This window comes from Serratia sp. CY43202 (genome assembly GCF_052168755.1).
Classification (GTDB): Bacteria; Pseudomonadota; Gammaproteobacteria; order Enterobacterales; family Enterobacteriaceae; genus Serratia; species Serratia bockelmannii.
The window spans coordinates 683,198-697,694 of sequence record NZ_JBJNMB010000002.1 but is presented as its reverse complement, the minus strand read 5'-3'; the positions used below and the strand labels follow the sequence as shown (position 1 = coordinate 697,694).

General features: G+C 60.8%; 12 protein-coding genes. 6 read left to right on the top strand and 6 right to left on the bottom strand.

Annotated features, from left to right (window positions below):
* Window positions 1-69: 69 nt before the first annotated feature.
* From rstA to ACJ8J5_RS05115, 3 genes are read left to right on the top strand one after another with little or no spacing between them, the layout of a single operon-like run.
* Window positions 70-795: a two-component system response regulator RstA gene (gene rstA / locus ACJ8J5_RS05125; RefSeq protein ID WP_004938307.1), complete on the top strand. Its 726-nt coding sequence runs from the start codon at window positions 70-72 to the stop codon at window positions 793-795.
* Window positions 792-2,096 (top strand): two-component system sensor histidine kinase RstB, encoded by a 1,305-nt coding sequence (gene rstB, locus ACJ8J5_RS05120; protein ID WP_043143616.1) that lies wholly within the window; start codon window positions 792-794, stop codon window positions 2,094-2,096. The genes rstA and rstB overlap by 4 nt, the downstream gene beginning before the upstream one ends.
* 35 nt (window positions 2,097-2,131) lie before the next feature.
* Complete coding sequence (locus ACJ8J5_RS05115; protein ID WP_025302973.1) at window positions 2,132-3,631, top strand: carboxypeptidase M32; 1,500 nt, start codon at window positions 2,132-2,134, stop codon at window positions 3,629-3,631.
* A gap of 165 nt (window positions 3,632-3,796) precedes the next feature.
* Here ACJ8J5_RS05115 and ACJ8J5_RS05110 read toward each other — a convergent pair whose 3' ends face one another.
* Window positions 3,797-4,702 (bottom strand): alpha/beta fold hydrolase, encoded by a 906-nt coding sequence (locus ACJ8J5_RS05110; protein WP_049207473.1) that lies wholly within the window; start codon window positions 4,700-4,702, stop codon window positions 3,797-3,799.
* 185 nt (window positions 4,703-4,887) lie between these two features.
* Between ACJ8J5_RS05110 and asr the strand changes: the two genes are divergently transcribed.
* Window positions 4,888-5,163 (top strand): acid resistance repetitive basic protein Asr, encoded by a 276-nt coding sequence (gene asr, locus ACJ8J5_RS05105; protein ID WP_025302975.1) that lies wholly within the window; start codon window positions 4,888-4,890, stop codon window positions 5,161-5,163.
* Between the two features lie 294 nt (window positions 5,164-5,457).
* Window positions 5,458-6,270, top strand: a complete 813-nt coding sequence (locus ACJ8J5_RS05100; RefSeq protein WP_043143623.1) for a trypsin-like serine peptidase — start codon at window positions 5,458-5,460, stop codon at window positions 6,268-6,270.
* Between the two features lie 98 nt (window positions 6,271-6,368).
* Here the strand turns inward: ACJ8J5_RS05100 and hrpA are convergent, their stop codons facing one another.
* Window positions 6,369-10,256, bottom strand: coding sequence for an ATP-dependent RNA helicase HrpA (gene hrpA, locus ACJ8J5_RS05095; RefSeq protein ID WP_072070378.1), 3,888 nt, complete (start codon window positions 10,254-10,256; stop codon window positions 6,369-6,371).
* A gap of 269 nt (window positions 10,257-10,525) precedes the next feature.
* On the opposite strand from hrpA, the gene azoR reads away from it, so the two are divergent.
* The gene (gene azoR / locus ACJ8J5_RS05090) at window positions 10,526-11,131 is read left to right on the top strand and encodes an FMN-dependent NADH-azoreductase (protein ID WP_015377994.1); all 606 of its coding nucleotides are present in this window, start codon (window positions 10,526-10,528) and stop codon (window positions 11,129-11,131) included.
* Here the strand turns inward: azoR and ACJ8J5_RS05085 are convergent.
* The 4 genes from ACJ8J5_RS05085 to ACJ8J5_RS05070 are packed head-to-tail and all read right to left on the bottom strand — an operon-like array spanning window position 11,128 to window position 14,388.
* Window positions 11,128-11,265, bottom strand: coding sequence for a hypothetical protein (locus ACJ8J5_RS05085; protein WP_127145959.1), 138 nt, complete (start codon window positions 11,263-11,265; stop codon window positions 11,128-11,130). The two genes, azoR and ACJ8J5_RS05085, sit on opposite strands and share 4 nt — an antisense overlap.
* Window positions 11,250-11,573 (bottom strand): YdbL family protein, encoded by a 324-nt coding sequence (locus tag ACJ8J5_RS05080; RefSeq protein ID WP_308369724.1) that lies wholly within the window; start codon window positions 11,571-11,573, stop codon window positions 11,250-11,252. Before ACJ8J5_RS05080 ends, ACJ8J5_RS05085 begins: the two co-directional genes overlap by 16 nt.
* Window positions 11,574-11,581: 8 nt before the next feature.
* A complete protein-coding gene (locus ACJ8J5_RS05075; protein WP_025302979.1) occupies window positions 11,582-11,779 on the bottom strand; it encodes a YnbE family lipoprotein in 198 nt (65 codons plus the stop codon).
* Window positions 11,776-14,388, bottom strand: coding sequence for a YdbH family protein (locus ACJ8J5_RS05070; RefSeq protein WP_197758787.1), 2,613 nt, complete (start codon window positions 14,386-14,388; stop codon window positions 11,776-11,778). The genes ACJ8J5_RS05075 and ACJ8J5_RS05070 overlap by 4 nt, the downstream gene beginning before the upstream one ends.
* Window positions 14,389-14,497 lie beyond the last annotated feature (109 nt).

The window sequence follows — 14,497 nt, the reverse complement described above, 5'->3', positions numbered from 1 at the left end:
GATCCGCATGGCGCAACGTCGCGGGCCGCGCTATGCTCAAATCCGCTTTTTATATTAAAACACGGGCATATGCATAAAATTGTTTTTGTGGAAGACGATCCTGAAGTCGGCAAACTGATCGCCGCCTATCTGGGCAAACATGACATCGAGGTGCTGATCGAACCGCGTGGCGACAGCGCGCAGGCGCGCATCGAGCGCGAGCAACCCGATTTGGTGCTGCTGGACATCATGCTGCCCGGCAAAGACGGCATGACGCTGTGCCGCGATCTGCGCCCTACCTTCCCCGGCCCGATCGTGCTGCTCACTTCGCTCGACAGTGACATGAACCATATCCTGTCGCTGGAGATGGGCGCCAACGACTATATCCTGAAAACCACGCCACCGGCGGTGTTGCTGGCGCGCCTGCGTTTGCACCTGCGCCAACACAGCCAACAGCCGAAAGAAGAGTCGGTTCAGCCGCTCACCCAGCATAACGCGCTGCATTTCGGGCTGCTGTGCATCGATCCGGTCAACCGTCAGGTTACGCTGGGCGAAGAAACCATCACCCTGTCCACCTCGGATTTCGATCTGCTGTGGGAGCTGGCGACCCACGCCGGGCAGATCATGGATCGCGAGGCGTTGTTGCAAAACCTGCGCGGCGTGAGCTACGACGGTATGGATCGCAGCATCGACGTGGCGATCTCCCGCCTGCGTCGTAAGCTGTACGACAATGCGCTGGAGCCTTTCCGTATCAAGACGGTGCGCAACAAGGGCTATCTGTTCGCCCCTAACGCCTGGGCTTCGGTGCAACAATGAGAAAACTTTTCGTCCAGTTCTTCCTGCTGCTGTTCGTCTGTTTTCTGGTGATGGCGATGCTGGTCGGCCTGGTGTACAAGGTGACCGCCGAGCGCGCAGGCCGCCAGTCGATGGACGATTTGATGAAAAGCTCGCTGTACCTGATGCGCAGCGAGCTGCGCGAAATCCCGCTGAAGGACTGGAACAAGACTATCGCCACGCTGGATCTCAATCTGTCGTTCAAGCTGCATATCGAACCGCTCGGCAAACAGGAACTGAGCGAGGATCTGAAAAAGCGGCTGCGGCTGGGTGAAATCATCGCCCTCGACGATCAGTACACCTTTATGCAGCGCATTCCGCGCAGCCACTATGTATTGGTGGTCGGCCCCATTCCTTATCTGTTCTATCTGCACCAGATGCGCCTGCTGGATCTGGTGTTGCTGGTGTTTATCGGCATGTCGCTGGCGCTGCCGGTGTTTCTGTGGATGCGGCCGCACTGGCAAGACCTGCTCAAACTGGAAAACGCCGCCCAGCGGCTCGGCGCCGGGCATCTGGATGAACGCACCCACTTCGATCCCACTTCCAGCCTGAGCCGGCTCGGCGTGGCGTTCAACCAGATGGCCGACAACGTCAACACCCTGATCGCCAGCAAGAAACAGCTGATCGACGGCATCGCGCACGAGCTGCGCACGCCGCTGGTGCGCCTGCGCTATCGGCTCGAGATGAGCGATAACCTGTCCGAAGGCGAACAGCAGGCGCTGAACCGCGATATCGGCCAGTTGGAGTCGCTGATCGACGAGCTGCTGACCTATGCCCGCCTGGACCGGCCGCAGGTTGCGCTAAACATTGAACCCATCGATCTGCCAAAGTGGCTGGAGGACAAGGTCGACGATATCCGTCTTATTCATCAGGAACGCGACATCCAGCTCGATATCCCGCACGTCGGCGACTTCGGCGGCGTCGATCTGCGCCTAATGGAACGCGTGCTCGATAACCTGGTCAATAACGCGCTGCGCTATTCCGAGCAGCGTCTGCGCGTGGGTCTGTGGTTCGACGGCGACCTCGCCTGTTTGCAGGTCGAAGATGACGGGCCGGGTATCCCGCCGGAAGAGCGCGAGCGGGTATTCGAGCCTTTCGTTCGCCTCGATCCCAGCCGCGATCGCGCCACCGGCGGCTGCGGACTGGGGCTGGCCATCGTCCATTCCATCGCCGTCGCCTACCAGGGACAGGTGTTCGTCGAGAGCAGTTCGCTCGGCGGCGCCAGTTTCCGTTTCTGTTGGCCGGTGAAGCCGACATTCAGTTTAAAAGCCGATCTGGCGTAATACCGCCGGACCCTTCTCATTGGAGTCGAATAATAATGACATCTGCACATTCCAACACGTCTGCTTACGATCACCTGCGCGCGCTTTTTAGCCGTCTGTCGCGTTTCGGCCACCTGTCCGCCATCGCCGGTTGGGACATGCAAACCATGATGCCGCCGGGCGGCAGCAAGGCGCGCTCCGAAGCACTGGCCGAGCTGAGCGTGCTGCAGCACCAGCTTTTAACAGCGGAAAGCACCGGCGCGCTGTTGGATCGCGCGCAGCAAGAGACGCTGGACGAGATCGACCGCGCCAACCTGCGCGAAATGCGCCGCCAGTATGAAGACGCGGTGCTGCTACCGGCGTCGCTGGTCGAAGCCAAATCGCTCGCCGGCGCGCGCTGCGAACACGCCTGGCGCGCCCAGCGCCCGGCCAACGACTGGGACGGCTTCGCCGAGAACCTGCGCGAAGTGGTCAAACTCAGCCGGGAAGAGGCGCAGATCCGTGCGCAGGCGGCCGGCACCAGCCGTTACGACGCCCTGCTCAATCTGTATGAACCGGGCATGCGCAGCAGCGATCTCGACCGCATCTTCGGCGATCTGAAAACCTGGCTGCCGGATCTGCTGCAGCGCGTGGTGGCCAAACAGGCTAATGAGCCCTGCCAGGCGCCACAAGGTCCGTTCAATGTGGACACCCAGCGCCAGCTGAGCCTGAGCGTCATGAAACTGCTCGGTTTCAACTTCGACAACGGCCGTGTCGACGTCAGCGCCCACCCGTTCTGCGGCGGCGTGCCGGAAGATGTACGCATCACCACGCGCTACAACGAAAAAGAGTTCTTGACCGCGCTGCTCGGTATCGTGCACGAAACCGGCCACGCCCGTTACGAACAGAACCTGCCGCGCGATCTGCTCGGCCAGCCGGTCGCCCTGGCCCGCTCTACCGCCATCCACGAATCGCAGAGCCTGCTGTTCGAAATGCAGCTGGCGCGCGGCAATGAATTCCTGAAAATCTTGCGTCCGCTGGTCACCGCGCAATTTGGCGAACAGCCGGCGCTGGAAGAAGCCAACTTCATTCGCCTCAACCAGCGCGTTAAACCGGGCCTGATCCGCGTCGACGCCGACGAGGTGAGCTATCCTGCCCACGTCATCCTGCGCTACGAAATTGAAAAAGCGCTGATCGAAGGCGAGGTCGAAGTGGAAGACATTCCGGCATTGTGGAATGAAAAGATGCACGCTTACCTCGGCCTCGACACCATCGGCAACTATCGCAACGGCTGCATGCAGGATATCCACTGGACAGACGGCGCGTTCGGCTACTTCCCGACTTACACCCTCGGCGCGATGTACGCCGCGCAGCTGTTCCACAGCGTGCGCCAGGCCCTACCTTCGCTGAGCGAGGATATCGCCGCCGGCAATCTGCAGCCGCTGTTCCACTGGCTGCAGCACAACATCTGGCGCCACGGTAGCCGCTTCCCGACCGAGACGTTGATCGCCAACGCGACCGGCGAAGCGCTCAACCCACGCTACTTCCGTCAGCATTTGGAAAACCGCTACCTGTAATCTCTCCTGGCGCGGCCCTGCCGCGCCCTTTTTTCCTCTGGTTGACCTGACACTGTTCCATAGTGCACTTTCCTGCGGGTAACGCCTTGGCTACAGAGTGGCGGGTGGCTACCCACCATTAGTATGTTGTAACTAAAAAGCAAAAATACCGAACCAACCGGCCTCTCATCCCAATGCATGGCGGGCGATCATCGCCGCCAGCTGCGGCCTCAACGCGGCGGGCAGGTCATGCCCCATGCCCGGCATAATCTGCAATCTGGCGTTGGCGACGGCCCGAGCGATCGCCACCCCGCCGGCCTTGCGCACCAGCCGATCGCGATCGCCGTGAATCACCAGCGTCGGCGCGGCGATGCGCCGGCTGTAACGCCGCAGATCGCCGCTGCCGAGCAACGCGGAAAGTTGCCGCTGCATGCCTGCCGGATCCACACCCCGCTTCAGCAACCGCGTCACCAGGGCATCCAGCTCCGCCTCCTCCGGTGGATAAGTCGCGGTGCCAAGCGCGCGCAGAAAGGCCTTCATCCCTTCCTGGCGCTGCTGCAGCGTCATATCGGCGGCAGGCCGGCGCACCAGCAACCACAGCAGCGAAGGCGCCGGCGGCGGCAACAGCGGCTGATTGGTGCTGGAAAACAAGATGCATAACGAGGCGACGCGCTGCGGGTATTCGGCGGCCAGCACCTGGGCGATCATCCCCCCCATCGAAGCGCCCAGTACGTGAGCCTGCGGAATGCGTAAATGATCGAGCAGATGCGCCGCGTCCGTTGCCATGTCCGCCAGGGTATAAGGCACCGGCGTTTGCCAGCCAAGCTGGGCGCGCAACATCAGCAGCCACAATGGCTGTGAGCGTTGTGCCTGCGTTTTTCCTGAAAGGCCGACGTCGCGGTTGTCATAACGGATCACCCGAAACCCCATGGACACCAGGGCGCGGCAGAAGTCGTCAGGCCACAACAGGAGCTGCGCGCCGATGCCCATGATGAGCAACAACGGCGGGTGCGTCTCATCGCCCCAGTCCTCATAGGCCAGCGGCACCTCGCCCTGTTCAGTCACGCCACAACGAATCGTTATCTCGTTCATTTTAAATCCCTTTTTCCTTGTCTGGCGGTCATTATAGCAGCAATCCCCCTCGCCACCGCCGCCCTGTACATTAGGTTACATGCCGAAACCAATCACTCACGGAAAGCCGGACGCCGTTTGCCTACTATCATCTCAACGGCCCCGCAGTGGGGTTGGTACCCAAAAGTCATGTTGAGGATTCTGCGATGAAAAAAGTATTAGCTCTGGTTGTTGCCGCTGCAATGGGTCTGTCTTCCGTGGCTTTCGCTGCCGAGGCTGCCACCACCGCACCTGCGGCTACCGCAACCACCGCCACCGCTGCGCCGGCTAAAGCTCAGGTGAAACACCACGGCAAGAAAGCCCCGGTTCAGAAAGCTCAGGCGGCCAAAAAGCATCACAAAAAAGCCGGCAAGAAAGCCCCGGCGCAAAAAGCCCAGGCGGCTAAAAAGCACCACAAGAAAGCCAGCCACAAAAAAGCGTAATGTCGTGAGGGTCCCCTCACCGTTTCAGGCTTGACGTGTACGACACCCGGTTCACCGGGTGTTTTTTCATCGGGGGGTTCTCATTGATGCTGCGCCGCTACCTGTTCGAGATCGTTCTGACCGCCCTGATCCTTTGCGGACTGATCGCCGTCTTTTTTTACCTGTAGCCTGCCGCATCGCCGGCGGGAAATTATTGAAAAATCAATTATTGCCCATCCACATGGCTGCTAAATCAGTCTATAGTTAGCATTCAGTGTGTTTATGGATGATCCGTATTTGTCAGGCAAGAGATCTATGCGCATATCCGTTTTACTGTTGCTGTGTTCACTCCCGCTCATCGCTTCTCAGGCGGCACGCGCAGACGGCCCGTCCAAGGCCGAGCAAACGCGTCTGTTTTTCGGCAAAGATGAACGAATCAAGGTCACGGATACCGCCGCCAAGCCGTGGCAGGCCATCGGCCAGGTCGAAACCGCCAGCGGCAATCTGTGTACCGCCACGCTGATCTCCCCACACCTGGCGTTGACCGCCGGCCACTGCGTGCTGGCACCGCCGGGGCAATTGGATAAAGCCATCGCTCTGCGCTTCGTGGCGGGTGATAAGTCGTGGCAGTATCAAACCGACAATATCGAGACCCTGGTCGACAGCAAACTGGGCAAAAAGCTGAAGCCGGACGGTGATGGCTGGATCGTCCCGCCCGCCGCGGCCGCTTATGACTTTGCGCTGATCCGTCTGAAAGACAAAAAACCGCTGCCGATCGCACCCTTGCCGCTGTGGCAAGGCGACAGCAAGGCGCTGACTCAGGCCCTGAAACAGGCCAAACGGCTGATAACTCAAGCGGGCTACCCGGAGGATCATCTGGATGACCTCTACAGCCACCAAAACTGCAAGGTCACCGGCTGGGCCCAGCAAAGCGTACTGTCGCACCAGTGCGATACTCTGCCCGGCGACAGCGGTTCGCCGCTGCTGTTGAAAACCGCCGACGGCTGGCAACTGATCGCCATCCAAAGCTCGGCACCGGCGGCGAAAGATCGCTATCGCGCCGATAACCGTGCCCTGGCGGTGCCCGGTATCCGCGAAGCGCTGGACGCGCTGGCGGCAGGCAAATAATCCTCTCTCAACGGCGCATTATGCGCCGTTGCTGTTGCTCTGCTCTGCGAATTTCAACTTGCGCTGCGCCGGCCGCTTGCCGGCCGGTGCGGCTGAGCTTAGCTCGAAAGCTGCTCGATAGTTTGCAAAATGCGCTTATCGGAGATCGGGTAAGGCGTGCCCAACTGTTGTGCGAACAGGCTGACGCGCAGCTCTTCTATCATCCAGCGCACCGCTTTTACTTCTTCCTCCTGCTGTCGCTTCGGCGGCAGCTTGTTCAGCCACTGCTGCCAGGCCTGCTGCACCTGCTCCACCCGCAACATCTGCGCGCGATCGCGGTGCGGATCAATAGCCAGTTTTTCCAACCGCCGCTCGATCGCCTGCAGGTAGCGCAGCGTATCCGGCAGGCGCTTCCATCCGTTGCCAGTCACGAAGCCGCGGTAAACCAGCCCGCCGAGCTGGGTCTTGATGTCCGACAGCGCCAGCGCCAACGACATGTCCACCCGGCCTTTCAGCCGTTTGTTGATGTTGAAGACCGCCGTCAGGATCTGTTCAACCTGCTTGGCCACCTCGACGACCGTGTCGTTCAGCTCGGCGCGGATCTGCTCCTGCAGCCGTGCAAAGTCTGCTTCTTGCCAGACCGGGCCGCCGTGTTCGGCGATCAGCTTGTCGATGCCGCACGATATGCAGTCGTCGATCAGCTCCAGCACCTTGCCGTACGGGTTGAAATAGAGCCCCAGCTTGGCTTTGTTCGGCAGTTTCTCATGCAGGTATTTGATCGGTGAAGGAATATTCAACAACAGCAGGCGACGCGTGCCCTGCCACATCGCCTGTTGCTGCTCGCTTTCGCTGTCGAACAGGCGGATCGCCACGCTGTCCTTTTCATCCACCAGCGCCGGGTATGCCTTCATCGAATAGCCGCCGCGCTTCTGCTCGTAAAACGCCGGCAATTGGCCAAAGCTCCAGACATGCAGGTTACTCTGCTCCAGTCCGTCATCGGCCACCGCCGACAGCGTCTCCTGCACCTTCTCTTTCAACTGCAGGCGCAAGGCGGCCAGATCTTTGCCTTCGCGCAGCGTCTGGTTTTTCTCGCCCACCACGCGGAAGGTCATCTTCAGATGATCGGGCACCTGATCCCACTGCCAGTCATCACGTGACACGGTCACGCCAGTCATGCGCCGCAGCTCGCGCTCCAGCGCGTCCAGCAGCGGCAATTCCAGCGCCGTTACGCGGCCAAGGAACGCCTCGGCGTAGTTCGGTGCCGGCACGAAGTTGCGACGCACCGGTTTCGGCAGCGACTTGATCAGCGCAATCACCAGCTCACGGCGGATGCCGGGGATCTGCCATTCGAAGCCCTGCTCCTCCACCTGGTTGAGGATCGGCAGCGGGATGTGCACCGTCACGCCGTCAGCGTCGGTGCCCGGTTCAAACTGGTAGCTCAGCCGCAGCTTGAGGTTGCCCTGATGCCAGAAGTTCGGGTAATCCAGCGCGCTGATCTTGTTGGCGCCGTCTTTGATCAGCATCTCTTTTTCGAAGTTCAGCAGATCCGGCTGCTGCTTGGCCGCGCTCTTCCACCAGCTGTCGAAATGACGGCCGGACACCACGTCGTTGGGGATGCGGCGATCGTAGAAGCCGAACAGCATTTCGTCATCCACCAGAATGTCGCGGCGGCGCGATTTATGCTCCAGTTCTTCCACCTCGGCGCGCAGCTTTTGGTTTTCGCGGAAGAAGGCGTGGCGCGTCTGCCAGTCTCCCTCTACCAGCGCATGGCGGATAAACAGCTCACGGCACAGCAGCGGATCGATGGCGCCGTAGTTGACCTGGCGCGCCGCAACGATCGGCAGACCAAACAGCGTGACCTTTTCGCTGGCCATCACCGCCCCCTGCGACTTCGACCAGTGCGGTTCGCTGTAGCTGTGTTTCACCAAGTGCTGAGCCAGCGGCTCGATCCATTCCGGTTCGATGCGCGCGGCGATGCGTCCCCACAGGCGGCTGGTTTCCACCAGTTCGGCCACCATGGTCCACTTCGGTGGCTTCTTGAACAGGCCGGAGCCGGGGAAGATCGAGAAGCGGGCGTTGCGCGCGCCGGTAAATTCCTGCTTGTCCGTATCCTTCTGGCCGATGTGCGACAGCAGGCCGGTCAGCAGCGCGGTGTGGACGCTGCGATAATCGGAAGGCGTGCTGTTGATCGGCAGCCCCAGTTCTTTCACCACCTGGCGCAGTTGGGTATAGATATCCTGCCACTCGCGCACCCGCAGGTAGTTGAGAAAATCGTTGCGGCACAGCCGGCGGAACTGACTGGAAGAGTTCGCCTTTTGCTGCTCCTGCAGATAATCCCACAGGTTGACGAACGCCAGGAAGTCCGAGTCTTTGTCGGCAAAACGGCGGTGTTTTTCATCCGAGGCCTGCTGCTTATCCATTGGGCGCTCGCGCGGATCCTGAATCGACAGCGCGGCGGTAATGATCATCACCTCGCGCACGCTGCCGCTCTTCTGCGCTTCCAACACCATGCGCGCCAGACGCGGGTCGATCGGCAACTGCGCCAGCTGCCGGCCCTGCGGCGTCAGCTGATAGTGGCCGTTATCGGCGGTGGTGATCGCCCCCAGCTCTTCCAGCAGGCGCACGCCATCCTGAATGTTGCGCTTGTCCGGCGCCTCGACAAACGGAAACGCGGCGATGTCGCCCAGCCCCAGCGAGGTCATCTGCAGAATGACCGACGCCAGGTTGGTGCGCAAAATTTCCGGATCGGTAAACGCCGGCCGCGAGAGGAAATCCTGTTCAGAGTACAGACGGATGCACACGCCCTCCGACACGCGGCCACAGCGCCCTTTACGCTGGTTGGCGGAGGCCTGCGACACCGGCTCGATCGGCAGGCGCTGCACCTTGGTGCGGAAGCTGTAGCGGCTGATGCGCGCGGTGCCCGGATCGATGACGTATTTGATGCCCGGCACCGTCAGCGAGGTTTCCGCCACGTTGGTGGCCAGCACGATGCGGCGGCCGTGGTGCGACTGGAAAACCCGGTTCTGCTCGCTGTTCGACAGGCGCGCATACAGCGGCAGCACCTCGGTGTGCGGCAAATTGAGGCGGTTCAAAGCGTCGGCGGTATCGCGGATCTCGCGCTCGCCGCTCATGAAGATCAGAATGTCGCCCGGCCCTTCGCGCCCAAGCTCGTCCACCGCATCGAAAATCGCCTGCAGCTGGTCGCGGTCGGTATCATCGCCGTCGTCCACCACCGGGCGGTAACGCACCTCCACCGGGTAGGTGCGGCCGGAAACCTCGATGATCGGCGCATTGTTGAAGTGGCGCGAGAAACGCTGCGGATCGATGGTCGCCGAGGTGATGATCACCTTGAGATCCGGGCGCTTCGGCAGCAGTTCGCGCAGGTAGCCGAGAATAAAGTCGATATTCAGGCTGCGCTCGTGCGCTTCATCGATGATCAACGTGTCGTACTGCATCAGCAGGCGATCCTGCTGTATCTCCGCCAGCAAGATACCGTCAGTCATCAACTTGACCAGGGTGTTTTCCCCCACCTGATCGTTGAAGCGCACCTTGTAGCCGACGCTGCCGCCGAGCGGGGTTTCCAGCTCGTCGGCGATGCGGTTGGCGACGGTGCGCGCCGCCAGGCGGCGCGGCTGGGTATGGCCGATCAGCCCTTTCACCCCACGCCCCAGCTCCAGACAGATCTTCGGCAACTGGGTGGTTTTTCCCGAGCCGGTCTCCCCGGCGACGATCACCACCTGGTGGTCGCGGACAGCATTTAAGATGTCCTGCTTTTTCTGGCTGACCGGCAGGCTTTCCGGATAGGTAATGCGCGGGCAAGACGCGGCGCGCGCCTGCACTTTTTGCCGCGCCGTCGCGATGTCGCTTTCCACGTCGGCGGCGACCGCCAGCTGGGCATCGGGATTTTTGATTTTTCGTGCGCCCTGCAGGCGACGACGCAGGCGTTGTTGATCGCGGAGCATCAGCTCGCCCAGTTGGGCCGGCAGTGCCTCGAGCGGAGATTTCACGTTCGGTGTTCCTTGTTTCTTCGCCGCCAAGGCCAGGCTTGGCAACGGTTTAATGTTTTTTTAGCGATTTTTTTGCTTTAGCCGCACAGCCTATCACAAACGGCTTTCTCCCCCTACTTCCGCGAGTAAAGCGTCGCCATGTCATTCAATAAAATTGAACGGAGATCTCGAAATATTGCGCTATCACTGTTGGGGGAATGTGAATAGCATGTACTTCATGCAAGGGACGCTGAGTCCTGATGTCACTGTCACAACGTAAGGAATTATCGATGAGCAACGTATTGGTTCTGAAATCAAGCATCCTGGCGACCTACTCTCAGTCTAACCAACTGGCCGATTTCTTCGTAGAGCAATGGAGCAACGCCCACAGCGGCGACACCATCACCGTGCGCGATCTGGCCGCACAGCCAATCCCGGTGCTGGACGGTGAACTGGTCGGCGCGCTGCGTCCTTCCGATGCTCCGTTGACTCCACGTCAACAAGAAGCGCTGGCCCTGTCGGACGAGCTGATCGCCGAGCTGCAGGCCAATGACGTCATCGTGATTGCCGCACCGATGTACAACTTCAACATTCCGACCCAGTTGAAAAACTATTTCGACCTGGTTGCCCGCGCCGGCGTGACCTTCCGTTACACCGAAAACGGTCCGGAAGGCCTGGTAAAAAACAAACGCGCCGTGATCCTGACCAGCCGCGGCGGCATCCATAAAGGCACCCCGACCGACCTGGTAGAACCTTACCTGCGTCTGTTCCTGGGCTTCATCGGCATCACCGACGTGGAGTTCGTCTTCGCGGAAGGCATCGCCTATGGCCCGGAAGTGGCGACCAAAGCACAGGAAGACGCCAAGGCGGCCCTGTCTCAGGTGGTTGCTGCCTAAGACCCTGCGCAGGGGCGCCGAGCCCCTGCCGGACAAGAAGCAAGTCCTGTCAAACCTGCACTACCCTCATAATAATCATCTATCCGTATCTTTTGGCGCGCCAGACGGCGCGCTTTTTTTATTTCTTCAGCCACTGCCCGTTGATGCCGCGCACATACTCGCCGCTCTGCGCCCGCGTCACCAGCTTCTGCCCGGCCATGCGCGCCACTTCGTCGACGGCGATATGGTTGCCGTTCGCCACTTCCTGATACTTCTCGGCGCGGCCGACGTTGATGCGTTTCACCAGCGCCAGGGTTTCCGCGTCCTGCTTCACCGGCGCGATGTAGCCGCTCAGGGTTTCACCTACCCGCCCTTGCTGCTTCGCCTCATCCAGCGTCAACGCCATCGCCATGCCACTGAACAACCAGGCGGCGCCGGCCAGCCACAAATAACGTTTTTTCATGTCGGCTCCTAGAACAGACCGCTTTGGGTTTTCAGCAGGTTTTCGACGTCCTTATCCACCTTGATATGAATTTCATGCTCGATCTTGACGTTCATATTGATGGTGATCGGATCCTTCGGCGTCGCCACCTCGATGCGCGGCACGCAGCCGCTCAGCAGCGAAACGCACAGCACCGCTGCCAGCGTCGACACACTCATGATTTTCATTGTTGCTCCCCAGGTTGTGAGAGGGCCTGCTCCAGCCACTCCTGTAAATTGTCGCCGAAGCGCAAACTGCGCCACAGCTGAAACACGTTTTCCTGATGGCGATAGTTCAGGATCACCTCGCGCTTGGCGCTTTTCTGCGGGTTGATACCGTCGATGCGCGCGCTCAGCGTCAACTCGCCCAGGTTGTCGAGATCGACCCGGGCATGCGAACGGTTGATTTCCATGTAGCGCAGCCAGTCGATCGCCGCGCCGGTCGCCAGGTTATTGCTGCCGATGGCGTCGGCCATGTCTTTGTCCAGGCGCAGCGTCAAGGTGCCGGCGTTGGCGATCCAGCCGTTTTGCACCAACCACTTCGGATGGTTCAGGAACAGCGGCAGCTCGCCGTCGACCCGGCCGGACATGGCGAACTGCTTCGGTTTCAGGGCGGTAAACAGCGCGCTGAGATCGACCTTATCCAGCTTCAGTACCGCGGCGTCATGCTGCGGCAACCGCAGCGCCGACAGGCTGATATGCCCGTTGAGCATGTCCACGCCGACGTTGCTCAACGTCAGCGGCTGCCCTTCGCTATAAGGATAGGTGCCCTGCAGATCGGCGGAAATGTTCTGCATCTCGAACAGGTTGGTGAAAGACTTGATGCGCAGCGATACCGGCTGTTTAGCTCCCAATTGCCAGTGATGCTGCTTGAAACGGTACGACAGGATGAAATCCAGGCCGCTCATTTCGCCGTCTTTCAGCCACATGCCGCCGTTTTTCACCACCCAGTGGCCACCGGCCTCGAACCCTTGTTCACGGGCGGCGGAAAACGCCGACTGCGCGTAAAACTCGCCGTCGCGCAGCGTGAGATTGAGATCCGGTGCCAACAGCGGTTGGAAGACCTTCAGCGACTGTTTCGGCCACCAGCCTTCGCCGCGCAGACGTTCGCCGTCCCAACGGCCGCGCAGCGCGATCGGCCCGATCTGTTGCGCCTGCAGCTTGCCCTGCATCTGGAAACTGTCCGGCGAACGGCCGTTCACCTGCAGCGCCAGCACCGGCGCCGGCAGATAGCCACCGTCGCTGAAGCTGACCTTATCCGCCGCCAGCTGGAATTCGCCGTTGAACTGCGGGCTTTGTTCATCACGCTGCCAGCGCAGCGGCTGGTTGAGGCTCAAGCGCGGCGCGGCGACCGTCACCAGACCGTACTTCAATTTGTCGAAACCGGTGGAGAGCTTGTCGAGCACCAGCTCGCTGTCCTGCCAACGACCGCTGCCGGCGACGTCCCAGGCGGCCTGCAGCGGCGGCAACCGGCCGTTGCCCCAGTAACGCCACTGCCAGTCGCCCTTGTCCGGCCAGAAATCCTGCGCCTGGCCGTCCAGGTGCAGCTTGAAACGCCCCCAATAACTGTCGCTGGCGCTCAAAATCGCCTGCAGGCGGCCGGTGATGCCGGCGGCGGTCACCTTCACGCCGGCCAGCGGTAGACGCGCCTCTTCCAGCGTCATTTCCGGCGTCACTTTGCCCCACAGACGCAGCAGCGAACCTGGCTGCAGAACCAGCGTCGGGTTAAGAATGCTGCCGCCGATCACGCCCGGGATCGACGCGGTGGTGGAGAAATCGGCCAGATTGGCCTGCCCGGTCAGTTGGAAGCGCAGATCGCTGTCGGTCAACCCCACCTTGCCCGGCCCGAGGGTGAGCACCGCATTACCCTTGCCGTTGTGGCCGGCGGTGATCACGTTCAGCCGCGCGCTGATCTCCGTTTCATCCAATCCCTTGCTCCAGTCGTGCAGCGCGATGCTGAGGCCGCCGTTCAACGGCTGTCCGCTGTAGGGCCAACGCCACTCGCCCTGCTTGATGCTGACCCGCTGCGGGGTCACTTCCCACGGCAGCACCGCCAGCGGCCGATCGTCGCCTTTCTCGCTCACCGTCAACACGCCCTGCTGCTGTTGCCAGCGCATATCCAGCAAAACCGGTTTTTCCAGATAGGCCGTCTGCATTTCACCCTGCAACGCGCCCTGCTTCGGGAGGCTGGCCAGATCCAGCGGGAGAGTTATCTTACCGGCTAGGTGCAGCGGTTGCGCGCTGTTGGGCGGGACGACGGTCAGACTCTGCAACGTCAGCTGCTGTTTTTCATCCAGCCGCGCCTCGGCGCTGAGATTCGGTCCCCGATAATGCAGACGTTGCCCGTCGGGGCCGGAGGAAAGCTGCAGCTTGCCGGCATAGCGCTGCCAGGGAATAAGCGTCAGATCATTAATGGTGAGATCCAGCGCCGGCAGTTGCCGCTGCAATTGATCGAGCGCCAGCGGCGCGCTGTTGGCGTCGCCGCCCGGCAGTTTTGATAAACAGGCGCTATCGACGCTGACCTTATCGCTCGACAGCTGCCAGCGGCCTTGGCGGTAAGCCAGCCGCGTCGGACCGACGTTGGCCAGCAGGCAATCTTGCGCGGTGAAACGTGCCCCCGGCAACGCCAGGCCGCCTTGGCGCCAATGCAACTTGCCCTGTAACTCAAGTCGGCTTCCCGCCGGCAACCAATGCGATAACACCCCCGGCAGCCAGCGCGGCAAAGTTTGCCATAACGCCAGCACCAGAATTGCACAGCCCGCCACGGTCCCTATGAATACTTTCAATCGCCTGGTCATTAAATGATTGCTTCGTTCCTGAGTTAGGCATTGGTTAAGTCTATGCCTGAATTGACAATAATGATGGCACGAATTTGACATAGGGTGAAGCTGAGCGGGGTCGCAAAGG

What these genes read in the sequence shown, in the direction of transcription:
- rstA (WP_004938307.1), top strand. Translation starts at nt 70, where the DNA reads ATGCATAAAATTGTTTTTGTGGAAGACGATCCTGAAGTCGGCAAACTG.
- rstB (WP_043143616.1), top strand. Translation starts at nt 792, where the DNA reads ATGAGAAAACTTTTCGTCCAGTTCTTCCTGCTGCTGTTCGTCTGTTTT.
- ACJ8J5_RS05115 (WP_025302973.1), top strand. Translation starts at nt 2,132, where the DNA reads ATGACATCTGCACATTCCAACACGTCTGCTTACGATCACCTGCGCGCG.
- ACJ8J5_RS05110 (WP_049207473.1), bottom strand. Translation starts at nt 4,702, where the DNA reads ATGAACGAGATAACGATTCGTTGTGGCGTGACTGAACAGGGCGAGGTG.
- asr (WP_025302975.1), top strand. Translation starts at nt 4,888, where the DNA reads ATGAAAAAAGTATTAGCTCTGGTTGTTGCCGCTGCAATGGGTCTGTCT.
- ACJ8J5_RS05100 (WP_043143623.1), top strand. Translation starts at nt 5,458, where the DNA reads ATGCGCATATCCGTTTTACTGTTGCTGTGTTCACTCCCGCTCATCGCT.
- azoR (WP_015377994.1), top strand. Translation starts at nt 10,526, where the DNA reads ATGAGCAACGTATTGGTTCTGAAATCAAGCATCCTGGCGACCTACTCT.
- ACJ8J5_RS05080 (WP_308369724.1), bottom strand. Translation starts at nt 11,573, where the DNA reads ATGAAAAAACGTTATTTGTGGCTGGCCGGCGCCGCCTGGTTGTTCAGT.
- ACJ8J5_RS05075 (WP_025302979.1), bottom strand. Translation starts at nt 11,779, where the DNA reads ATGAAAATCATGAGTGTGTCGACGCTGGCAGCGGTGCTGTGCGTTTCG.
- ACJ8J5_RS05070 (WP_197758787.1), bottom strand. Translation starts at nt 14,388, where the DNA reads ATGACCAGGCGATTGAAAGTATTCATAGGGACCGTGGCGGGCTGTGCA.